The sequence below is a fragment of the Mesorhizobium sp. M0040 genome (genome assembly GCF_040323505.1).
Classification (GTDB): Bacteria; Pseudomonadota; Alphaproteobacteria; order Rhizobiales; family Rhizobiaceae; genus Mesorhizobium.
Genome location: NZ_JAMYVA010000024.1, coordinates 35064 through 57680, shown reverse-complemented (window position 1 = coordinate 57680; position 22617 = coordinate 35064). Strand labels below are relative to the sequence as shown.

Below are 22617 nucleotides of genomic sequence, written 5' to 3'. Positions count from 1 at the left end.
TCCATCCCTTAGCTCGCAAGCTTGTCGCGACTGTGGGGCGACAGCCGCCGGGTGAAGGCTTCCGTCAGTGCGGGCAGGAAGCGGATCGCGTCGGTGACGATCCCGAGGTGAGCGAAATCGAAAATCGGCGCGTTCGGGTCGGTGTTGATGGCCACGATGAGATCCGCCCCCTCGACGCCAACCCGATGCTGGACGGCGCCGGAAATCCCGGCCGCTATGTAAAGCTTCGGCCGGATGGTCTTGCCAGTTTGGCCGATCTGCCGATCAGCTGGCATCCAGCCCTTCTGGACCAACGGGCGCGAACAGCCGTGCTCGGCGCCGATTGCTCGCGCGAGATTCTTCACAAGCTGCAGGTTCTCCGCCGCGCCTAGACCGAGGCCTCCCGCAACCACGACGTCGGCATAGGCAAGATTTGCCTTTGCCGACTGACTATCCGGCAGGAAGCCGAGGATTTTGGTAACGATCTCGTCCTCGGCTACCGAGAGCTTGTGCCGGATGACACGCCCGACCGGTTTATCCGCCCGCTGCGGCATGGGCATGACCCTCGGTCGCACTGTCGCCATCTGGGGGCGGAAATTGAGCGTATAGATCGTGCACAACAAGGAACCGCCGAAAGTCGGACGGGTGGCGGCGAGCGAACCGTCGGTATCCACATCGAGTTCGGTGCAGTCGGCCGTGAGCCCTGTCTGCAAGGTCGTCGCCACGGAGCCGGCAAGATCCCTGCCGAGTGTGGTGGCACCGAGAAGAAGGATCTCGGGTTTGTGGGTATCGACCAGATCCGTCATCGCCTTGGTGAATGGCTCGTTCCGATAGTCGGCGAGCAGCGGCGCCTCGACGATGTAGACAAGGTCGGCGCCATAAGCGAACGCTTCGGCAACGGCGTTCCCGATGGCCTCTCCCGGCGGTCCAAGCACGACGCCCGCAAGCTGGACCTGAAGCTTGTCTGCTAACTTGCGGCCTTCGCCGAGCAGTTCGAATGATACGGGATGGACCTGGCCGCGTTCGAGCTCGATGAAAACCCAAACGTGCCGGTAGTCCTTGAAATGCGCGGGCAGCTCCTTCTTTATGCCGGCACGGCCGGCGGCAGGGCGAGGGGTTTCTCGGTTCGCGGTCGACATCGTCTGCTCCTTGCCCTCTCACGCGCCGCCGTTGAAGGCGAGCTCATGTTCCAATGCCGGCTGGCGGGTGAAAATTGCCGTGATGAGTTCGTCAGCGACATCGCGCAAGGCCATCTCGGCGGTGTCGATTTTTGCCGCCTTTTCCGCTCGCGCAGGAGGCGCGAAAACGCGCTTGACCACCGTCGGTGAACCGCGCAGGCCGCATTTGGTGAGATCCTCAATGCCGGCGTCGGCCGCACTCCAATTCAAGACCTGGCTGCGCGCGGCGCACAGGGCGTCCTGGATCGAGCCCCGGCGGATCTCGTTTGTGCCTTCCAGCATGGTGATCAGGCAAGGGAGCCTGCTCTTCAGCATCTGTGTGCCGCCTTCGGAGCGGCGCTCGACCCTGATCTCGCGCGCAGCAAGGTCAATAGAGGCGATCTTCGCGACATAGGTCAGTTGCAGGAGTCCGAGGCGCTTGGCGATGCCGGGCCCGACCTGGGCGGTGTCGCCATCGATCGTCTGCTTGCCGGTGAAGACGAGGTCTGGCGTGCCGAACGTCTCGCCAACCTTCGCGATCGCCTGGGAAAGGGCGAACGAGGTCGCCAGCGTGTCGGAGCCGGCAAAATAGCGGTCGGTCAAGAGCACCGCTCGGTCGGCGCCGTAACCGAGCGCCTTGCGCAGCGCGTCCTCTGCCATGGGCGGACCCATAGTGAGCACGGTGACTTCGCCACCATAGGCGTCGCGCAGTCTGAGGGCTTCTTCGAGGGCGAACAGGTCGTAAGGGTTGATGATGGTCGGAACACCCTGGCGCATGATCGTGTTCGTCACCGGATGGACCCTTATCTGTGCCGAGTCCGGCACCTGCTTGATGCAGATTACGATGTGCATTGGCGGTTTCTCCAGGCTCCTGTCCGGATGCGGGCTTGGCGGTTCATCTCCTTGGGTTGCATCATTCGTGCCAACTGTTGGTTGCTTCTGAGGGCGCCGTGGTGATGACCGGATTTGTCGGCTTCTCGACATTGTCGCGTCGCAACCCGTGTCGCGGTCATTCCTGTCCGAACCGCTTCAGTACGGAGTCGAACGGGACAAAGGTGCGGCGCGGCGTGGCAGGTTTGTTCGGATCGTGGTCTTTGAGCACCTTGAAGACCCGATGCGTGAGTGGCGAGGAAATCACGAAGTCCTCGTAAGCGCGTTCGAGCGTCGCGCGCACCCGCGCGGCAATCACCTGGTCGGGCAGACCGGAGAAATCTTCTTCGGCAAGGTATTGGCCCACGCGCTTCATGATATGGAGCCGCGAGACATTCAGCACCTTCGGATCATAGGAGACGCCAAGGACTGCGAAGAACTCCTCCGCAGCCGACAGGCGCTTCAGTCGTGCGAGGATGTCGGTGACATCGATGGGGCGGCTGTCAGCGGAACAATTCATTGCATTCTCCCTGGTCGGAAAACTGTGGTGTCGGTGCGCTCGCGCACGGCTGACCGGGACCCGCACAGCTCCGCGAGGGATGCCTCGCTGCACATTCCATCGTAGAGCTCGACCAGTTGAGTTGCAGTGACGGTCGATTTGGTCTCGGCCGCCTCGCGCCGGACGCGGGCCACCATTGCGGCTGCCAGATCCGGGTCGAGATCGCGACCGCTTTCGCTCAGCACATGGGCAATCGCGGTGGCGCCGGAATGCTTGCCGATGACGATACGCCGGCAGCGGCCCACGAGAGCCGGATCGAGCCCTTGATAAGTACGCGAGTCCTTCAGCAGCCCTGCGACGTGTATGCCGGATTCGTGCGTGAAAACATCGGCGCCGACGACCGGCTTAATGGCCGCGGGCTGCCGGCGGGCGGCCCAAGCCACCTGACCGGCGAGGTCGGGCAATGCCGTCAGCTCGATGCCGGTATCCGCGCCGTCGAGGACCGCCATCGCGGCGGCCACCTCTTCCAGCGCGGCATTGCCCGCACGCTCGCCGAGCCCCAGGACGGTGACGGACGCATGGCGCGCGCCTGCGCGGATCGCGGCCAGCGTGTTGGCGGCAGCAAGTCCGAGATCGTTGTGCGCATGAAATTCAAGGTCGATTGGAGACTGCGCCACGAGCTGGGCGACAAGTTCGAAGGTCGAAAACGGGTCGAGAACGCCGACTGTGTCGGCTAGCCTGACGCGGCTTGCGCCGGCGCGTGCAGCCGTCTCGATGACGCGGGCGAGATGATCCCGATTGGCCCGCGAGGCATCCTCGCAGCCCACCGCGACAAAGAAGCCGGCGGCGGCTGCGCGCCTGACCATATGCTCGATGACCTGGAGCGCTCCCGCCTTATCGAGGCCGAGCTTGGCGGCAAGTTGGATGTCCGACGCGGGCAGCGATAGATTGACGGCGTGGACGCCGCTCTCGATCGCTGCATCGAGATCCAGCGACGTCATCCGGCACCAGGCCATGAGCCGAACCGGGAGACGCCGCGCGACCGCGGCGCGAATTGTTTCGATCTCATCGGCGCCCATGACCGGCGTGCCGATCTCGATCTCTGTGACGCCGGCCGCCGCAAGAGACTCGGCGATCTCCAGCTTTTCCGTCCTGGTAAAGGCGACGCCGGGCGCCTGCTCGCCATCGCGCAAGGTCGTATCGTTGAGAAAGACATGACGGGTCATGAACGGTAGCCTGTTCTGCTGCCGCTCAGGCATAGGCCGGATTGGACGTCTTTGGAGCTTCGCTTACCCGGCCCAGAACTGGGAAAGCCACGCAGCTTCTCCACGATTGCCGGTATGACCCCGAGAACCCGGTCGACGTCCGCTTCGCCGTTGTCCCGCGCCAAGGAGAAGCGGACTGCCGCGTGTGGCGTTTTCATCGCGCTCAGGACATGGCTCGGTTCCAGAGAGCCGGAGGTGCAGGCAGAGCCGGAGGAACACGCGATGCCCACGCGGCTGAGGAGGAGTGGAATTCCATCACTTTCGACATGTTCGAAGGAGATGTTTGCGGTGTTGGGCAACCGTTCCAGGGGATCTCCAGTGACACAGGTGCTTGGGATGCGCTGGAGAATCCCGTCCTCTAAACGGTCGCGGAGCGACTTTACCCGTGTGGTCTCGTCGTCCATGAATTTCAAGGCGAGTTCGGCCGCCATGCCGAGCCCGACTATGCCGGGCGTATTCTCGGTGCCAGCACGCCGGTTGTGTTCTTGGTGGCCCCCCTTGATCAGCGAGTGGAAATTGACGCCACGTTTTACGAAAAGCGCGCCGATCCCTTTCGGCCCGTGCAGCTTGTGGCCGGAGAGCGACAGCATGTCGATTGCAGTCGACTTCAGGTCCATCGGAAGCTTGCCGACCGCCTGCACAGCATCGGTATGGAAAAGGGCGCCCACTTCCTTGGCCAACTCGGCAAGCCTGGCCACGGGGAAGATCACACCAGTCTCATTGTTCGCCCACATTATCGAGACGATTGCCACCTGTGGGGTGAGGGCGGCCATATAGGCGTCGAGGTCGAGCCGGCCACGGCAATCCACCGGGATCCTGTGCACCTTGACGCGGCGGGTCTTCTCAAGATGCGCGCAGAGCGTCAGCACGGCGGGATGCTCGACCGCGGACGTCACGATCTCGGTTCGGTTGGGCGCCGCCTCGAGCGCCGAAAGAAGCGCTGCATTGTCGCTTTCTGTCCCACCCGAGGTGAAGGTGATCTCATCGTCGAACTCCGCGCCGATCAGAGCTTGCAACTGCCTCCGCGCCTTTCTCACCGCCGCACTGACTGCGGCGCCAAGAGCGTGCGCCGACGAAGGGTTGCCGAATTGATCCCTAAAGAACGGCAACATCGCTTGCACGACCTCAGGATCGACCCGTGTGGTTGCGTTGTTGTCGAGGTAGACAGGTTTCATGTGCGATCCTCAGTTGACCGGAATGACGCGAGCGTGCGACCGCCTCATTGAGCCTCTGGCGCATGCCGTTGATGATGATGGGCCCGAACTGGCAGCCGGCGCAGACGCCCGAGAGTTTGACGTAGACCGGATCGGCGTCGACATGGACAAGTCCGCAGTCGCCGCCGTCAGCCCGCAGGTAAGGACGCCCCAACACGACAACGTTATCGATAAGCCGAATTTGGCGCAGCGGCGCGATTTGGCCGCCAGCTTGGGTGCCACCAGGAACCGAACTGTTTCGGGAGGCGACGTTCTTTGCATCCTACCTGAAGCGATTGCCGGTCCCAAGATCGGCTTCGACCTTGCCTTGTTCTTGAGGACAGGGACATCTGTTGTGCCGGCCATATAAGCCTCCTCTGCCGCAAATGAGTGCGTCGGCGGCAATCGCTTCATTGACCCGCACAGGCGCTTCGGGCGATCAACTGAAGGACTTGCCGCAGCCGCACTTCTCGCGCGCGTTGGGGTTATCGAAGACAAAGCCGGAAGATTCGAGCCCGGTGAGGAAGTCGACGGTCATGCCGGCGACATGCGGTTGGGAGCCCGCGTCCACGAACAGCTTGATCCCATCTGTCTCGGTGATGGCGTCGCCCTCGCGCGACACGCTCTCCAGGCCCATTAAGTATTTGAAGCCGGCGCAGCCGCCGGCCTGGACCATGATGCGAAAGCCTTCCGCCGGCTCGCTGGCGCCGGAAAGAGCAGTCTTGATGGCGGCAACAGCGTTGTCGGTGAGCGTAATCATGGCTCCATTCTCCTCAGTCCGGGACCTGCTTGCGCATCACGTTGCATGCACCGTGCCAAAGCGAAAAAATGTTTCAACACAGCGCGGCATCTCTGACATTGCGGTGGTTCTTGTGAGTCCATTGCTGCGAAGGTGTCGGCCAACCGACACGTACTGTCGGGTTTGTCGGGTCCGCCACGGGGGATGTTGGGCCTGAGTTCTTGGCTGAACTCACATTAAACCAATGACCATTACAGAAGACTTCTTCTGAGCTTGCTTCGGCGCAATTGGCACGGTTTTTGAAGCTCCATTTGGCGAGGCGGCAAGAGACTGCCGATCCACAATCATGTCGTGGGTGCCCTCGCGATCGATGGGGCGAAGCAAGGGAGCAACATGTCAGGACTGGGTCAGATACGCTTTGTTTGGCAAAGCAGCGCCGCCTGTGGCAGCCGAATGCCCGATTGGCCGATTGCGACAACACCCACAATCGCTCACCACCGCCCAGTGGCCCCCGGCCGGCTCGATGGGATTCCATCGGCATGTGCCTGCTCGTGTCACTCGGGTCTCGCCGCTCCGACAGCACCCCCGGTTTTCGCGCGGGTGCGACGACGTGCGCACGCTGTCCAGCGACACTTTGTTCACGGGCCAGCAGCAGATCAGGGTCGAGCATTACGGCACGCCCTATCGGCTGCAGATTCCCCGGCAGGGCAGCTGATCCTTACACGTAGGTGGAAGCAGGGGTAAGACATGGACCAGCGCGAGAAACCGTCGCCGGACGAAATCCGGCGGGCGTGCGAAGACAATCCGAAAATCCGGGAGCATGATATCGCCGCTCGATTGGGCATTTCGGAAGCCGAATTGGTCGCGGCGCATTGTGGTCACGGCGCGGTGCGCATCGAGCCGCGCGTCGATGATCTGCTGACCGGCCTCGAAGCGGTCGGCGAGGTGATGGCGCTCACCCGCAACGAAAGTGCCGTGCACCAAAAGATCGGCGTTTACGACAAAGTGGTCACCGGCAACCCGCATGCCATGGTGCTCGGCGACGAGATCGACCTGCGCATCTTCCCGAAAGCGTGGGCGTATGGCTTCGCCGTCGAGAAGCGCGAGGGAGCCGAGATCCGCCGCAGCCTGCAATTCTTTGATGCCACCGGCGAGGCGATGCACAAAGTGCATCTCAGGCCCGCCTCGAACCTGCATGCCTATCAGAATCTGGCGGCAGAGCTCGTATCCTCCGACCAGGATCCGATCATATCGGTCGAGGCGAGCGGGGCGCGCGATAACGCAGTGAGTCCAGACCAAGCCGCCACGGTCGACGACCTACGCGAGCACTGGAGCCGGCTGAGCGACGTGCATCAGTTCTACCATATGTTGAAGACACTGAAGCTCAGCCGCTGCCAGGCGATGCGTATGGCCGACGAGGATTACGCCTGGCTGCTCGACAATGATGCCGTTGGCGCCCTGTTCCAACAGGCGGCCGAAGACGAGATGCCGATCATGTGCTTTGTCGGCAATCGTGGTTGCATCCAGATCCATTCCGGCCCGATCAAGTCGGTCAAGCAGATCGGGCCGCGGATCAATGTGCTCGACGAGACCTTCCATCTGCATCTTAGGACCCATCACATCCGCGAGGTCTGGGCCGTGCGCAAGCCGACGAGGGACGGTCACGTCACGTCCATTGAAGCCTATGGCGCCGACGGCAACATGATCATCCAGTTCTTCGGCACGCGCAAGGAAGGCGAACGCGAGCGCAGCGACTGGCGGTTTCTGGCCCAGAGTCTGCCACGCGTTCCCGGTCCGACCGACAGGGATGTGTAGAGCCGACAGGCCATCGGATTGAACCGGCCGCCATAGGACTCGGCACCACGTTCCGACAGCGGCTCGCGCTGTGCGATAGAGCTTGCCGTCGTAGCGCATACGGACGGTCAGGTGTGCACGCCGGAATTGTCCTCATCGATACAGTCAAGCTCGTCGTCGGCCGGACCGCTGCGCACGAGTGCATCGCCGTCTAACCAGAAATCCTTGCAGCGGCTGCATACAACGCATACGCCATCAGCGCCGAACCGAAGCGCGGCTCGAGCTTGTTGATAGTTTCGATCATCGCGCGCATGTAGGCGGAACTTGAGTTCTGCATCGTTTCTCCCAAAAACATTGCGAAATTTTCTCGGGTGGAACGACCTTTCTGCATCAGTGCGAACGCAAGTTCCGCCAGCGGCCGTAGGCGGGAGCTGGCCGCCGTGGAAGTCGCCAATCAATGTTGAAACGGGCGAACAAACTGGAAGAGTGCTCCAATTATGGCGCACAGCTCATTTTTGCGTCGGAGCAGCGCGAATTTGACCGGACCCTCAGCAGAAGTTGAGATCTCGTGCTCAATGGTGCTGAGCTCGGCACGCCACTGTGCGATTATCAAATCATATTGGTAAACGGCGTCTCTTTCACTGGAGGAGACAGCGATAAGTTTGGCAGGATCAATAGGCAACGAAATTTCGCAAGCGGATCGGCAGTATTCGGAGCCGACGGGACATGCGAGTACGACATGGTACACCTTTAAGTTAGAATTGATGGGAAGGTCGCCGACCCCGTCGGAAGACTTGCTGGAATTGTCTCGTACAACAGGGCAGCTGTCAAATTTTTTCGGACGGTGGCTCACGTTATAGTTGTCGTCGCTTCCGAAGATGAGATGGCGTGCTCTAGCGAGGTTAGGCAACACCAACGTCATCTCAACAGCGGGCTGGGTTGGAACCTTGGCGTTCGAATCGGCGGGAACGAGCACAGCGCGCCATGTCCGGACCACAGGATCGCCATCAGGACCGTCGCGTATTGACCCAAGGACGAAGCCGCTCGCGCGGCACTGGCGCCCGTGGTGAGGGTGCGGCAATGATCTGAACGCCGTGCATTTGTGGGTTTGCGGTCCTGGCTGACGACTGGGGTCTTCTCAACCATCAGACAGGAGGTTCCCATGACGGAGGAGAGGACCACCCCGCTGCGCGAGCGGATGATCGAAGACATGCGCATCCGCGGAATGGGCGACAAAGCCCAGCAGGCTCATATCCGAGCCATCAAGGATTTCGCCAGGTTTCTGAAGCGATCTCCGGACACCGCCACACCTGATGACCTGCGCGCCTACCAGCTGCACATGACGAATGCCGGGGTGACACCCACGACATTCAATGCCCGCATCGTGGCGCTGCGGTTCTTTTTCGGCACCACCTGCGGGCGTGAGGACATGAAGCGGCATATGCAGTTTCGCCGCCAGCCGCGGAAGCTGCCCGTGGTGCTCAGCGTCGAGGAGGTTTCCGACCTTCTGATGGCGGTCCCGGGGCCGGGCCTCAAATATCGAGCGGCGCTCAGCATCTCCTATGGGGCCGGGCTAAGGGCGTCAGAGGTCTGTAACCTCAAGATCGGCGACATCGACGGTAACCGGATGCTGATCCATGTCGAACAGGGCAAGGGGCAAAACGACCGCAAGGTCATGCTGTCGCCCGGGCTGCTGGAGCTCTTGCGCGCCTACTGGCGCGAGGCGCGGCCGCAGGGCTGGCTGTTTCCCGGCAAACCCAGGATCAACCCGATCTCGCCGCGGCAGCTCAACCGCGCCTTCACCTCGGCCAAAAACATGGCCGGGATCGGCAAACCCGCAACGCTGCACACGTTGCGGCACAGCTTCGCCACGCATCTCCTGGAAGCGAACACCGATGTTAGGGTCATTCAGGTCCTGCTCGGGCATGCCCGGCTCAATACCACCGCGATCTATGCCCACGTTGCCACCAAGACGATCCGCGGCACGGTCAGCCCGTTCGAGGCGTTGAAGAAGCTTCAGGACCAAACGCTCCGACGCGGATTGGAGTAGCGCCCCGGTCACGTGGCCCGGGCCACGCTGGAGATCGCTGACATCTTTCGCACCTACGGCTCCGCGTGGCGGCGGGCCAATGCCGGGCATGTCAGCCTGGCCCAGCTCAAGGTCATGTCGGCGATTGAAGCCTGCCGAACCGAGGCGCTCGGCGGGCATGTGGCGGCTTGCACCAAGTGCGGGCATAACCACATCGCCTATAATTCCTGCAAGAACCGGCACTGTCCGAAGTGCCAGGGACCTGCGGCGCGGGATTGGATGGCCGCCCGCGCCGCGGATCTGCTGCCCGTGGAATATTTCCACGTGGTCTTCACCCTGCCTGCCGAGATCGCTCAGATCGCCTACTGGAACAAGAAGGCTGTCTATGACCTGCTGTTTCGGGCATCGGCCGAGACGCTGAGCACGATCGCGGCCGATCCCAAGCGGCTCGGCGCACGCATCGGCATGACCAGCGTGCTGCACACATGGGGATCGGCGCTGACGCATCACCCTCATGTCCATATCTCGTGCCCGGAGGGGGACTGTCGCCGGATGGCACGCGGTGGATCGGCTGCCGCCCCGGGTTCTTTCTGTCCGTGCGGGTCCTGTCGCGGCTGTTCCGACGGCTCTTTCTGGAAGGCCTGATGGCGCTGCATCAATCAGGCGATCTGGCCTTCTTCGGGGAACTGGCCGGGCTTGCACAGGCTGACACCTTCGCCGCCTGGCTCGCGCCGCTACGCAAATCCGAATGGGTCGTCTACGCCAAGCCACCGTTCGGCGGTCCCGAGGCCGTGCTGGCCTATCTCAGCCGCTACACCCATCGCGTGGCGATCTCGAACAGCCGCCTGATCAGGGCTAATTCCGAGACCGTCACCTTCCGCTGGAAGGATTACCGGATCAAGAACGGTGACCGTCACAAGGTGATGAGGCTGGCCACCGACGAGTTCATTCGCCGCTTCCTGATTCACGTGCTGCCCGACGGGTTCCACCGCATCCGCCATTACGGCCTGCTGGCCGCAGCAGGCCGTAAGGCCATTGTCACGAAGATCAGGAAATTGCTCGGGGCGGAAACGCCATCGCCAGATGAAGCGCCAAGCGCCGAGATCACCCCGCTCACCCTGAGGGAGCCATGCCCGGACTGCGGCGGCCCGATGCGCATCGTCGAGATATTCCGCCGTGGCCAGCAACCCAGATCCCGGGCGCCACCGAGGGAAAAGGCCGCATGACGAAATGCATGCCACATCAGCCAAGGCCGGCCCGGATCTGCGGTGCGCTCCGGGGTGGCGCCGGTTTGCGTCAGGCTTTGCCGAACACCGCAAAATCGCCGAGACACAACGGCAGACGGCCTCAAGGACCAGCCCTCATCACATCATTGGCCGTTGTTGCGCCACCCCGATTGCTGCTGTTGTGCCCGCCGGTCACCGCCAGCCGCACGCTTTCCCCATAGGCTCCACCCAGCCCCCGCGGCCTCCTCCTTGGGAGGTTTTCAACGCGGGCCGACACAGGCCCAGCCGCCACTGTCACGCCGCGGCCCGCATCGAAAAACCTTCACCATTGGCGACCTTCATTGTCCCCTTTTCGAATGGCAGCAATGCGCCTCTTCCCGGACGTACCTGCTGGCGCATCGTGTCGTACGTGAAGCCCTCAGACGTTCGGGCGTTCTTTGTGTCAGTGAAGGCGGGCAAGACCGCCGCGAACGTAAAGACCAGTAAGAAGCGCGGGCGCGCCATCGTTACAGGAGGACAGGGAACGGCGAAGCGGACTATTGGCTTGCTGTCGGGCATCATCACTCATGCGGTCTCGCTTGGCCTGATCGAGCGGAACCAGGCACATGGCCTTCGCCTGCCGACAGATGGCAAACGCAAGCTCTCCGATTTCCCTGCGAAGTATGCTGCGCTTGGTCGAGCGCTCGCGGAAGCTGAGGCGAACGCTGAACCCTGGCAGGCTGTCACTGCGGTTCGGCTTGCGGCCCTGACCGGCATGAGGCGTGGCGAAGTCATCGGCCTGCGCTGGGCCGAAGTCGATCTGAGTGGCCGCTGCCTGCACCTAACGGACAGCAAGACCGGGGAGAGCGTTCGCCCGTTGAGCCGGGCCGCTGTCGATCTACTCCTGTCGATCCGAGAACGCAAAGAGAAGGGCGACTTTGTGCTTCCGAACGCAAGGCCGATGCACCGGTTTGGTGGTTTGCCGAAGGCCTATTTGCGGATCGTGCGCTATGCCGACCTGGACGAAGCCGACCGCGATGCGCTGGCGATCTGACGCTGCACGGTTTGCGGCATGGCTTTGCGACAACAGCGGACGGCTTAGGCATGACGCTCCCGACATGGCCGCGCTGCTCGGTCATTCTGCCGGTGGCGTCACAGCCGGCTATGTGGCACGCGTCGACGCCGTGCTGACAGCCGCCGCCGACAAAGTCGCCGATGAAGTATCGCGGATGATGGGCGAAACGCGGAGTGCGACTGTAATTGATCATCCGGCAATGCGCGAAAAATTATCAGCCTAGTTCGCGATCATTGATGTTATTGCAGTTTTCCGATTGGTGGACACAACCATTGGTCACGAAAAGTCATCTCAGCTAATCGAAAGAAAGGCATGACCAATGTTGACCTTCGCGAATATTCCTCCCCGCCTAACGCGCGCTGAGGCTTCGCTCTATCTCAGGGAACGGCACGGCATCAGCCGATCCAACGGCACGCTGGCAAAGCTCGCCGTGATCGGAGGTGGGCCGGTCTTCCGAAAGGCTGGTACGCGCCGGGTCGTCTATGACGTTTCTGAATTGGATCGGTGGGCGAACAGCATCACTTCGGAATCGATAGCGTCGACCAGCGCTGCTGCGTGATCACCATGGCCGAAGACATAGTTTTCTGCGCGAGGACTGGACACCGGATCGTCGGGGACAACGTGATCCCGTTTCCTCGCCCCCACGCGAAGCCCGTCCCCGCTGAGGCGATAGAGCCAGCTGACGCTCTCACTATCAAGCCAGCCCTGGCGGCCGGTCAAACCTTTGATGAGATTTGCGACGACTGCGCGAAGGCGGAGCTTGCCGCCATCCCGTACCTCGCATCGGAAGACGATCCGATCTAGTCGCATGCAAATGAACGCTCAAGCGCCGTATTCCTTTTCCGACTGGCAGGAAGGCAAGCAGCCAAAGAAGGGCTGGGATTGCGCCGATGCCATCGGCGACGGATGGACATGATCAGCTTGACGCCTTCATGCGCGCGACCGCAAGGCCGTGGTCGCCACCTGGGGCTGTCGAGCGCCCGCGCCCGGTTGAAATCGTCTCCACGCTCCAGGCTGAGCCGCCGCGCGTCAAGCCCCTGATCAAGGTGGTGAAACGCGAAATTCACCGGGCGGTCAATCAAGCCGTCGCAGTCCTCTCAAATCGGGACTTTGGTATTTTTTCGCGCGCAGACGAACTTGTTCGCCCGGTCACCCACCGCACTCCCTCTCAGACCCTAACTGTTGCCAAGCAGGGCGAGAATGTTAGCCGTCCTGACGGATCGGTGATCGTCACAGCCCTAACTGAGGCCGCCCTTATCGAGGTACTGACCGAAACGGCACTGTTTATGAAGTTCAATCTGCGGGTCAATGACTTCGTCCCATGCGACTGCCCGCCCGAGGTGGCAAAAATGGTCCTTGCGAGAAAAGGCCACAACTGGACCATGCCGCGCCTGAAGGCAGTTATCAGCGCGCCGACGCTGCGGCATGACGGTACGGTCCTCAGCGAACCTGGGTACGACGCGGACACCGGCTTGCTCCTTGTGGGTGAACGCCTATGGAGGCATGTCCCTGAAACGCCGTGCAAACGGCAAGCCATGGACGCCCTCGCCGTCTTGTCGGAACCGATCGCCGCGCTTCCCTTCGAAAGCGAAAGCGATCGCGCTGCTGCCCTGGCGCTGCTGATCACGAGCGTTCTGCGCCCTAGCCTGAAGACTTCGCCTATGTTCGCGGTATCCGCCCCCTCTGCCGGCACCGGCAAGAGCCTAGTAGTCGATGTCGCGGCGGTCATGGCAACGGGTCGGCGGGCGGCTGTCATCACACCAACGCCAGACGAGGCGGAACTTGAAAAACGGATCGGGGCGTGCGCGCTCGCTGGCGATCCGATCCTAAGCGTCGACAACGTTACCCATATCCTGCGCAGCGACCAACTGTGCCAGATGCTCACGCAAGATGAGGTCCAAGTTCGCGTGCTCGGCTCATCAAAGAACGTCCGCATTCCGGCCACCAGCCTGATTTGCGCCACGGGAAAAAACCTCACGGTCTATGGTGATTTGAACCGACGGACGATCTAAATCCGGCTAGACGCCAAGTGCGAGCGCCCTGAGGAGCGGCGTTTCGAGTTCGACGCAATAGACCTCGCTATGCGCAAGCGGCCCGAACTTGTTGCGGCGGCGCTGACGGTCGAGCGCGCCTACCTGTCAGCTGGTGCGCCCAACAGGGCCTCGCCCATGGGCGGATTTGAAGACTGGAGCGATCTGGTGCGATCTTCCCTGATCTGGCTTGGGCTGGCTGATTGTCGGGGCGATGTCGCCGCTCAGCGAGCAGCGGACCCGGAGAAGGATGAACTTGCCGAGATCATCGAAGCGCTGCCGAACGGGCCTTTCACAACGCGGGAAATAGCTCTGCGCGTTGCTGATAGTCCGCTTCTAAGGGAAGCGCTGGGCGGCTTCATCGAGCGGAGCGGCGCATTTTCAAGCGGTTCGGGAAGTATCTGGCGCGATATGCCGCAACGCGGATCGGCGGTCGATGGATTGAGCAATTGCCCCGTGAGAGCAACAGCAACTGCACTGTTTGGCGCGTGGCCGGCGAGGGTCACGATCATTCGTCGTCGCCGTCTGGCGGTTCGAAACCGGAGTTGACCGGCTGGTGACCCCCATGCGGAGAGCCAGCAGGCACCTGTAGGTGTACCCAGCCGTAGGCGGGCTCACCAGCTCTGTCCCGTTCCATGTATCACCAGCGCTGCGGTCTCCGCGCAATTGGCTGCGGCCCCGTCTTATGTCGCCGACACGATCAGGTGACTTGCACCGGATTTTTCTGGCCTAGATAAATCCCACTTTCCAAAGCCTACGGCACGTGATATGACTTGGCTATGGTCCTCACGCGAACAGAAACGCGTCGTGGATTTTGGCGCCAGGTTTGTGAGGCTGTCATGTAACCGTAGTCGAGGTTCCCGCGCCGAAATGGCATGGACGAATGAGAGGCCGCCTTGTGCGGCCTTCTTTATCAGACCATCGAAATATGGATAGCATCATTGATAGCGTAGGCAGCGTCAGAGCCTGCCATCCTAGCCTCAGCTAGCAGCCTTTTTAGGCTGTACTCGTAGTCATAGATGTACTTCTCGCGCCCGTCCGGATGACCAAAGCCCAATACTCCGTACCAGAGCATCAGGCGAAATGCCTCCGCGGATTGGTCATCATCTAGACCAAACGCTCGGAACCCATCTAGTACTTTATCTTTCGTCAAGAATTTCGGCTGTCCGATAAAAGCGAATAGAATGTCCGCCGAGAGCCCCGAGACGTCGCGGATCTCATACCCAAAATCTTCGACAAGAAGGTTGGCATGCTGCCGCACCGCATCGACTATGTCGGTTTCGGTAACCTTGCCGTTTCCCCGATTGATTGCGTTCGCTAACGAGTTCTCTACTATATTAATAAGGAAGCGGGGCCTCATTAGACAATGGTCGACACAATATTCGAACGAATCCCTGGATCCAACTGAGTCGCAAAATGTTCGCTGCCACAGCTCCTGAAAGCTGGAACTAATGTTGTTTTGCGATGACTGCAGCCGCTTAAATATTACCTGACGGAGCTTTGCTCTATCCGTCCAGTCAATTCGAATTTGTCCGCCCTTGCCACGGTCAGGCGTGTCCTCGACCAGAAGTTCGTAAATGTCGTTGCGTAGGAAAACTACACTGGCAAAATCTCGGTCGATTCCTGCGAAATCACGACGTATTTTGTCAAGGGTCTCGATCATCAGCCGCACCATTCTGATGTCGAAACTTTGCACTCCGTTTGCTGGCCAACCCTTGTCTATGTTGTCAAATAAGACCAGCATCCGAGATTTCTGGTCCGTGTACTTGGCAACCAGAGCCTTGATCTGATTGATGCCGCCACGAAATACAATGTTCGTTAACCGCTCAGGACTGAGGGCCTGTCCGCTCCTCTTCAATGCCGCGATTTCTTGCAGAAGATGGCGGCTTAGGAGGTTGATTCGGGAAGTAAAATCCCCTTGGCCTACGATCTCGTATCGGTCTAAGGCTGCATCAATCTCGGTTAGTATAGCCACCGAACGGCCGTCAAACTTCAGTCTGTGTTCATACCCCCTGCGGATCGTGAACAGCGTCTCCGACAAGAAAACAAAGTACCAAAAGGCCGCCAATGTATGATCAAAAACACCTACCTCGACGAGCTTGAGTAACTCTTGGCGAAACAAGCTCAGCTGGTGCGACTCGGGCTTCAGGTCGGTTACGAAGAAATTCTTTTGGGTCCTCGTCGTGTCGCGCACCATAAAAAATATAGCGGTTTTCCCAGAGCCTTTTCGACCGGCAACGATCCCTAACTCTCCACGAAGAGTTCTGACGTACTCTGATGTCTCAACGAAATAGTTCTCTAAGGTGCGGAATTCATTCTCGGCCGCAGAGGCGCCTAAGCTGACCCTTTGTAGGTCGCTTCGCCGCGGTTTGTTTCGGTGGGTGCTCAAGCCCTGAATGGCTATTATTGCAGCTTTAGCAAATTGAGATACCGTCTCCTCTATCGCCTCTTCATTTCTCACAGTGGTAACAGCCTCTCGATAATCGAGCGGTATGGGCGAGCCAGTGGAATCTTGCTGGATTAACAGTGTCTCCCGACCCAGGCCGTGGCAAAGGCCGGCAAGAAAGGAGGCGCGGAGATTATGGCGGGGCGCGTCATCAACATTTGCGCCTAAGAACGGTACAATAATACCCGATGACGAAGTTGCCTCGCCGATCATGGCAATCACTGAAAACCTCGGCGACTCAACAGGATCATGGCTCCTGTAAAATACCTTGGAACCTTTTATGCTCGATACAATCGAATTGCGGAAATCGGTTTTTCTGAGGGGATCTATGAGAAATAAGGGCTGGCTCGCGTTGACAGGCTTGCCATATAGGTCAAGCAAGCTCGTCGAGGGCAGCTTCGTAAAAAGCGAAACCAGACCGCTGCTACTTTCGTAGGTTTGGAACCCGATCACGTCAAACAGCCCATCTTGCATTACGTTTTTTGTTGCGTCTGCAAATGACACGTTGACGACGGGCGCGATCGAACAACCGGACCCAACCGCGAAGCCCATTTCATAGTAAACATTCATGTTAGGAAAGGTTATATCGCATAAAAGCGTGTCGGATTTCTCAACAAGGCTCCGAATGCGATCGGGGATATTATCTCCGAATACGTCCATGCTTGGCCATGGAGTTACCGTAAGTTTGCTTGTTACCAGCTGCACCTGAGAGCAAGCACTAGATATTGTTCGGGTTAAATCGGCTGGGCTGCTGGGGAACGCAAAAAAAGCTCTGCGGAATTTGGATTGTTCCATCTACCCCTCCCGGAAGTTTACCGATGCTCCCCCTTGAGACCATCGCCGAACGCATGCCGGGGCGCAAGCAATAGTTGAGGGTGTTAAAAGTCCTGCACATCGTTCCTGAACCTGAGCGGTCATTAATGCCTGGGAAACGCGCTTCGCCCTCGCATCCAAATCGTGACTGTCCACGACCTGGGTCCCAATCTGGGCATATTGACAGAATTGAACGCGATCCGTGCCACGCAATACGCGCGCGCTGGACAGGGCAAGCCCCGCCTAGAAAACCAACGTCTGAGGAAATCAGGTTGTCGCCTTCCTTCAAGCCACCAATCGAGGCGGCCGTTCAAGGGACCTGCAAAAAAACCTGCCGTTGAGCGAACCCCTCCTCACACCACAATCCGAAACGGGGGGAGGCGTCGAAAGGGCTACCGGTTAGATGATGGCTTTCTTGTCGCTACTGGTCAGCCTCCAGGATGTCTCCGGTATAAACGGTAACCTATGTGTCCAGAATGGACCCTGATGTTTTTGGCGCACCCGACAGGATTCGACCCTGTGACCTCTGCCTTCGGAGGGCACAAGCGTTTAGACATCCAAACTTGCGTGCAATCCTCCATGTGGTGCATTTGGTGTGGCCATTTATCTGCCCGGCCGGAAGCAGTTTGGTCGCTGTGAGCCTTGGATGCTTTTGCAGCGCTAGTGCAGTGCGCGATCCTTTCCCAGACAGCCGGGATGGCTAGGGCCCGTCTAGTTTGCGCCAGAGAACGAACCTACTGGCGTGGGAGAGCCTCTCCAAGGCGACGCCACGTACTTGAAACGCCCCTAACCATCCGACTTCAGCAGATGCTTACAGGAACCCTGCGGATTGCAGCCCAATTTCCGGCGAGGTTGATCAACATTGCTGGTTTGCTGCCAAATTCAGCTTCTATATACACAATGGTTGGGAACCGTCGTTTGACTGTCTTTGCAGGAGGGCAGACGACCCTCTCCTGCGGTGATGCAAATCTTTAAATGCCAAAGATGCAAAAATCCCGGCAAAAATGCAGAACTCAAGTTCCCGCTACAGCGCAAGCGCCGCCGGGTCTTGTGGGACCGCACCACTTGCGCTGGATCGCGTCGTTGCTCAATCCGGGCCATGCGAGCGATCTCCTCGCTCGTCGACCGGAAGGCAGTGCAGCAGCAGCCAGGCCGAACAGCCCGATGTCGCGGACTCGACAAAACCGACCGTGGATGTCGGTTGTCGGATGTTGTCCTAAGAATGATGGACAGGTGATCATCAACTTAGCGGCGGCGGGCCCAGTGCAGGCTGGCATCGCTTGGTGCAGCGCCATGGGTACGCCTCCGGCACGCGACTTGCTTTGACAATTTGATCAGCGGGGCATCAGCAGTGCGTCACGGAGCTCAGCGGTGATTGACCTGCCTCTCAACCCTAACGGGGATAAGCGGCGGCTTTGCTTCATGACCGCAGTGCGGCGGAGATGCCCCTTCCGATTGACTTCGCAACCGATCTCATTCGCGCTGGTGCAGGTGGGCTGTATCGGGCGACAGTATCTTAGAAGGCGCCCGACAAGAGATGTACCCATGCTGGAAATCGACTTTATGAACAGCGGTGCAATCTCAATCGAGCCATGAACGCCAATTTAGAGAAAGCAAAATGACGACCAACCCCGTTCCAGATCATGTCCCGCCCGAAATGGTGAGGGACTTCAGCCTGTTTACGTCACCAGGGATGTCACCGACGCCCAACGGGGATCGGCAAGCAGCCGTCGCTTGCGTACATGCCGGGCCGCCGATCTTCTATTCGCCCTGCAACACGCGCGATGGGCCGGGGTACCTGGGTCATCACTCGCGCCAGTGACCAGCGCCGGGTGCTGCAGGACGCCGAAACGTTTTCGAGCCATCGCAGCATCTTCGCGTCCGCGCTTGGCGAAAACTGGCCGATGATCCCGCTTGAACTGGATCCGCCTGCCCATGGCGTTTTTCGCTCACTACTCAATCCGCTGCTTTCGCCAAAGCGGGTGATGGCTTTGGAACCGGCTGTCCGCGAACGGGCGGTCGAGCTGATCGAAAGGATCGCCGCGTCGGGCACAAGCTGCGACGTCATGCAGGATTTTGCATTTCGTTTCGCCGTAAGCATCTTCCTTCGCTTTCTGGGGCTGCCGGACGACCGACTCGACACATTTGTCGGCTGGGGGAAAGATCTGCTTCACGGTAACGATGTGAAACGCCCGGCGGCGGCCCGGACGATCGTGGCGTTCATCGACGAACTTGCAGCCGTGCGCCGCGAGGAGGCGGTTGACGATTTCCATGACCTTTATCGTGCAGGCACAGGTCGAGGGCCGCCGGCTGACGGACACCCAAGTCCGCGGCATCGGCGTGCTTGTCTTCGTCGCTGGGCTCGACACGGTCGCAGCAGCTATAGGCTTTGACTTGGCCTACCTCGCGCGCAACCTCAAAGATCAGCAATTGCTGCGGAGCGAACCGGACCGGATCGTGCTCGCGGCCGAAGAATTGCTGCGCGTCTATCCGACCGTTCAGTTGATCCGCGTGGCAACGAAAGATATCGACTTCGAAGGCGCGCCGATCCGGAAGGGGGACTATGTTTCCTGCGCCACGATGATTGCCAATCGTGACCCGGCGGAATTCGAATGCCCCAACACGATCGATTTGGAGCGGGAGGACAACCGCCACGCAGCGTTTGGCTATGGTCCCCACCGTTGCCTTGGCTCACACCTTGCCCGGCGGGAGATTGTCATTGGCCTGGAGGAGTGGCTGGCGCGCATCCCGGCTTTCAGGATCAAGCAGGGTACGGCACCCATAACCTCTGGCGGCCATGTGTTCGGGATCGAAAATTTGATCCTGGACTGGTCCTAGGCCCGCCCCGAGCCGGGGCACAGACAATGGAGGCACCTCCATGCGCATCATCGTCCAAAATGCCAAATGCCAGGGTCACGCGCGATGCGCGGCGCTAGCGCCGGACATCTTCAAGCTTGATGACGAGGGTTACATCCTGCCTGGTGACATTGAAGTTGCGGAAGGGGAGGAGCTGCCTGCATCGCGAGGCGCGCGATCCTGTCCTGAACGTGCGCTGGAACTCACCCGCCGCTGAGGCTTTTGAATCAGACGTCATTCAACCGTGAGTCTGGCGGGCCTGAATGGGGTCGACCATTTCGCCGCATTGGAAAGAACAGCACGCGACCTCTGTCCCAGCACGGTCCACGTCCAACTCCGCGGGGGCATTTCCGGCGCCGAGGTGTTCCCCATGAGGCGCAAACGGCAGGGCGGGGGTTCGCGAAACACCTCTTCCAATCATAGAATTTGCGACAGAGCCGAGGACCAGACGAAAATTGCCGAACTACTCGACCGCGAGGCGATCCGCGACTGCCTATACCCGAAGACTGCCCGACCCATGTTGCGGCAGGCCGGGTCGCTGCGTGACTTGATAGGACAAACCAGGAGAACGACACCATATTTGCCCAACATTATGCCCGGCTCAGCACCGACCGATGGCCGCAGATCGAGCTGGAGAGGAGGTTCGACCAGCATGTGCTTGCCTGTGTGCTTTCACGTGCGCTCGAGGAGATCGAGGCCGGCGAGGCGACGGTGACGGAGGCAACCGGCCTTTCGCGCGCCGAGCTGCGCGATGTCCTGGCCCGCTGTTTCCCTGCTATTCCTATCAACGCGTTTGCCTTGGAAGAGGTGAGCGAGCCCGAGCCGGATCTGGAGGAAGAACTTCTGCGCGGACTGCTGCTGGCGCATGCCCGGCCCGGCGACCCGGCGAGCGCCCGCTTCGCCAAGATCATCGCCCGGCGTGCCATGCGCAATGACCATCTCTGGCAGGACCTTGGCCTTTTTAATCGAACCGACCTCGGCCGCCTGCTCGCCTCGCATTTTCCGACGCTGGCGGCCGGCAACACCCAAAACATGAAATGGAAGAGATACTTTTACCGCAAGCTCTGCGAGGCCGAAGGTTTTTCGCTGTGCAGCGCGCCCAGTTGCCGGGAATGCAATGATTTCGAAAGCTGCTTCGGCCCGGAGGAAGGCGAAAGCCACCTCACACGGATCAAGAACGGCATCGGCTCGGATTGAGAGCCGCTTCCGTCAGTCGTAAGCCCCAGCGCTCGCGCCGCGCCATATGTCTCTTGTCGAATGTCGACTGACGCCTTCGGGGATTGAATGCTGTGCCTGCTGCCCGATTGCTCGCGGTGCTCGCTTCGGCGGGCCGTCGTCATGGCGCGCCGCCGGTGGAGCTCTTACGGCAGGCGCAAGCGATTTGACCTGCTGGCGAGCGTCTTTCTCGTTGCCGCAAAAAGAGAGCCTCAAAGTGAGCTAAAGCGGAAAACGGGAGAGTGACAGTGATCGCACTGACAATTCGTGAGGATATTTGTTGCATTTTTAAGCTGGCATGATTGCAGTTTCTCGATGCGCCCGTGAAATATTCGATGTCGCCGGACGCCGTGCTTGCCGGGAGGCGTGCCGGGCTATGACCCGCAGTCTGGCGAGATCAACCGCCCCGGCGACAAGCTCGGCGCTTTCGCGGGGGGCGCAATCAACGGGATGCCTATTCTAGGACCGGGAATGACAAACCTCGCGGCGGCTATTGCAGCGGGGCTGGCGCGGCCTTTTGCCGATCAATCCTACAATGACATTCGCAAAGGTATGCTTAGCGCGGATGAGCATGTGCGGGCGAAAAACCCGCGTACAGCTCAGGCCGGCGGTATTGCCGGCGGCGTACTCGGGACTGTGCCAGCCGTTCTTGCCGCTCCGGAGGCTTTTGGTGCGGGGACTGCCTCCCTGCTGGCCAGGATGCTTGCTGGAGGCGCGACTGGCGCTGCAATCGGCGGAGCAGATGCCGGGGTCCGAAACGGGCTGGCGGCTGTTCCTGAGGGTCTGGCGTGGGGCGGTGGCCTGGGGGCTATAATGCCTGGCATCGGCCAGCTTGTCGGGAAAGGCGTTGGTGCGCTTGCGCAGCGCTATGGCGGGCCAGCCATATCTGCTGCGGAGCGCATGTTCGGCCGGGCGGCTACGGCGGATTCCACTCTCGACATGCCTCCGCGCCTTCAGGCCCTTGGCGATAGGGCCATGCCGATGGATCTTGGCCCGAACCTCCAGCGCCAGGCTGGAGCATTGGCCGCGACCCCAGGTGAAGGGCAGAGCATCGTGCGTTCTGCTATTGCCGCCCGCGATGCGGCTGCAAACGTTCGCATCGCTCAAGGGCTCGGACGCGAGCTTGGCCCGGCTCGCGTGCCTTCGCAAATTGCGGAAGAGATAGCCGATTGTCATACCGAGATTTGTCCAAGTCCCCGCTCCCCTCGGGAACAATGCGTTCTTTGCTCCGGAGAGTCCAGTGGGCCTTCACGGTTGCGCGGGCAGGTGCGTGACAAGGGCGTTCGGCTTGGTGGTCATGAAGCCATAGACCTCGTAGTCCCTGGGACCTCCTGGACCTTGCGCATCCCCGCCGTCATGCCATCCACCTCGATACGCAAAACGGAATACGATCTGGATCGCAGAATCCTTTCGGTGTGGTTCGTCGCCAGCGGCAAACGATACGAATTTGAA

Annotated in this window: 20 protein-coding genes and 3 pseudogenes; 13 read left to right on the top strand and 10 right to left on the bottom strand. The window is 60.3% G+C overall.

What is annotated here, in order from left to right; genetic code table 11:
- Positions 1-8: 8 nt before the first annotated feature.
- The 7 genes from NKJ91_RS20500 to NKJ91_RS20470 all read right to left on the bottom strand — a co-directional run bounded on the left by NKJ91_RS20500 (position 9) and on the right by NKJ91_RS20470 (position 5723).
- The gene (locus NKJ91_RS20500; RefSeq protein ID WP_352457019.1) at positions 9-1118 is read right to left on the bottom strand and encodes an electron transfer flavoprotein subunit alpha/FixB family protein; all 1110 of its coding nucleotides are present in this window, start codon (positions 1116-1118) and stop codon (positions 9-11) included.
- Positions 1119-1136: 18 nt separating this feature from the next.
- Positions 1137-1988: an electron transfer flavoprotein subunit beta/FixA family protein gene (locus tag NKJ91_RS20495; protein WP_352457018.1), complete on the bottom strand. Its 852-nt coding sequence runs from the start codon at positions 1986-1988 to the stop codon at positions 1137-1139.
- Between the two features lie 157 nt (positions 1989-2145).
- Entirely contained in the window at positions 2146-2526 is a 381-nt protein-coding gene (gene nifW, locus NKJ91_RS20490) for a nitrogenase stabilizing/protective protein NifW (protein WP_352457017.1), read from the bottom strand.
- On the bottom strand, positions 2523-3731 hold the full coding sequence (gene nifV, locus NKJ91_RS20485) for a homocitrate synthase (protein WP_352457016.1): 1209 nt from the start codon (positions 3729-3731) through the stop codon (positions 2523-2525). Before nifV ends, nifW begins: the two co-directional genes overlap by 4 nt.
- The gene (gene nifS / locus NKJ91_RS20480) at positions 3728-4945 is read right to left on the bottom strand and encodes a cysteine desulfurase NifS (protein ID WP_352457015.1); all 1218 of its coding nucleotides are present in this window, start codon (positions 4943-4945) and stop codon (positions 3728-3730) included. Before nifS ends, nifV begins: the two co-directional genes overlap by 4 nt.
- Complete coding sequence (locus tag NKJ91_RS20475) at positions 4896-5141, bottom strand: NifU family protein (protein ID WP_352457014.1); 246 nt, start codon at positions 5139-5141, stop codon at positions 4896-4898. Before NKJ91_RS20475 ends, nifS begins: the two co-directional genes overlap by 50 nt.
- A 261-nt stretch (positions 5142-5402) precedes the next feature.
- Entirely contained in the window at positions 5403-5723 is a 321-nt protein-coding gene (locus tag NKJ91_RS20470; RefSeq protein WP_352457013.1) for an iron-sulfur cluster assembly accessory protein, read from the bottom strand.
- Positions 5724-6312: 589 nt separating this feature from the next.
- Between NKJ91_RS20470 and hemP the strand changes: the two genes are divergently transcribed.
- Positions 6313-6417 carry a hemin uptake protein HemP gene (gene hemP / locus NKJ91_RS20465; RefSeq protein ID WP_352457012.1) on the top strand — a complete coding sequence of 35 codons (105 nt, stop codon included), beginning with the start codon at positions 6313-6315 and terminating at the stop codon, positions 6415-6417.
- A 32-nt stretch (positions 6418-6449) separates the two neighbouring features.
- The gene (locus NKJ91_RS20460) at positions 6450-7517 is read left to right on the top strand and encodes a hemin-degrading factor (protein ID WP_352457011.1); all 1068 of its coding nucleotides are present in this window, start codon (positions 6450-6452) and stop codon (positions 7515-7517) included.
- A gap of 190 nt (positions 7518-7707) precedes the next feature.
- On the opposite strand, the gene NKJ91_RS20450 is transcribed toward NKJ91_RS20460, so the two are convergent.
- Both NKJ91_RS20450 and NKJ91_RS20445 read right to left on the bottom strand, forming a co-directional pair.
- Entirely contained in the window at positions 7708-7950 is a 243-nt protein-coding gene (locus NKJ91_RS20450; protein ID WP_352457010.1) for a hypothetical protein, read from the bottom strand.
- A complete protein-coding gene (locus NKJ91_RS20445) occupies positions 7951-8472 on the bottom strand; it encodes a hypothetical protein (protein ID WP_352457009.1) in 522 nt (173 codons plus the stop codon).
- A gap of 186 nt (positions 8473-8658) precedes the next feature.
- Between NKJ91_RS20445 and NKJ91_RS20440 the strand changes: the two genes are divergently transcribed.
- From NKJ91_RS20440 to NKJ91_RS20410, 7 genes and pseudogenes are all read left to right on the top strand, one after another.
- The gene (locus NKJ91_RS20440; protein ID WP_352457008.1) at positions 8659-9546 is read left to right on the top strand and encodes a tyrosine-type recombinase/integrase; all 888 of its coding nucleotides are present in this window, start codon (positions 8659-8661) and stop codon (positions 9544-9546) included.
- Positions 9547-9558: 12 nt separating this feature from the next.
- Positions 9559-10751, top strand: a pseudogene (locus NKJ91_RS20435) (IS91 family transposase).
- Between the two features lie 328 nt (positions 10752-11079).
- Positions 11080-11784 (top strand): tyrosine-type recombinase/integrase, encoded by a 705-nt coding sequence (locus tag NKJ91_RS20430; protein WP_352457007.1) that lies wholly within the window; start codon positions 11080-11082, stop codon positions 11782-11784.
- A gap of 64 nt (positions 11785-11848) precedes the next feature.
- A complete protein-coding gene (locus NKJ91_RS20425) occupies positions 11849-12028 on the top strand; it encodes a hypothetical protein (RefSeq protein WP_352457006.1) in 180 nt (59 codons plus the stop codon).
- A gap of 281 nt (positions 12029-12309) precedes the next feature.
- On the top strand, positions 12310-12609 hold the full coding sequence (locus NKJ91_RS20420; protein WP_352457005.1) for a hypothetical protein: 300 nt from the start codon (positions 12310-12312) through the stop codon (positions 12607-12609).
- An 86-nt stretch (positions 12610-12695) separates the two neighbouring features.
- Positions 12696-13817, top strand: a complete 1122-nt coding sequence (locus NKJ91_RS20415; protein ID WP_352457004.1) for a hypothetical protein — start codon at positions 12696-12698, stop codon at positions 13815-13817.
- Between the two features lie 69 nt (positions 13818-13886).
- Positions 13887-14384: a hypothetical protein gene (locus tag NKJ91_RS20410; protein ID WP_352457003.1), complete on the top strand. Its 498-nt coding sequence runs from the start codon at positions 13887-13889 to the stop codon at positions 14382-14384.
- Positions 14385-14748: 364 nt separating this feature from the next.
- On the opposite strand, the gene NKJ91_RS20405 is transcribed toward NKJ91_RS20410, so the two are convergent.
- Entirely contained in the window at positions 14749-17076 is a 2328-nt protein-coding gene (locus NKJ91_RS20405; protein WP_352457002.1) for a P-loop ATPase, Sll1717 family, read from the bottom strand.
- Between the two features lie 1636 nt (positions 17077-18712).
- Between NKJ91_RS20405 and NKJ91_RS20400 the strand changes: the two are divergent.
- The 4 genes and pseudogenes from NKJ91_RS20400 to NKJ91_RS20385 form a co-directional block, all read left to right on the top strand.
- Positions 18713-19932: pseudogene (locus NKJ91_RS20400) on the top strand (cytochrome P450).
- A gap of 40 nt (positions 19933-19972) precedes the next feature.
- Positions 19973-20167, top strand: a complete 195-nt coding sequence (locus NKJ91_RS20395) for a ferredoxin (protein ID WP_352457001.1) — start codon at positions 19973-19975, stop codon at positions 20165-20167.
- A gap of 359 nt (positions 20168-20526) precedes the next feature.
- Positions 20527-21147, top strand: coding sequence for a nitrogen fixation protein NifQ (locus tag NKJ91_RS20390; RefSeq protein ID WP_352457041.1), 621 nt, complete (start codon positions 20527-20529; stop codon positions 21145-21147).
- A 468-nt stretch (positions 21148-21615) separates the two neighbouring features.
- Positions 21616-22593 (top strand): annotated as a pseudogene (locus tag NKJ91_RS20385) (hypothetical protein); the annotation flags it as partial.
- Positions 22594-22617: the final 24 nt, after the last annotated feature.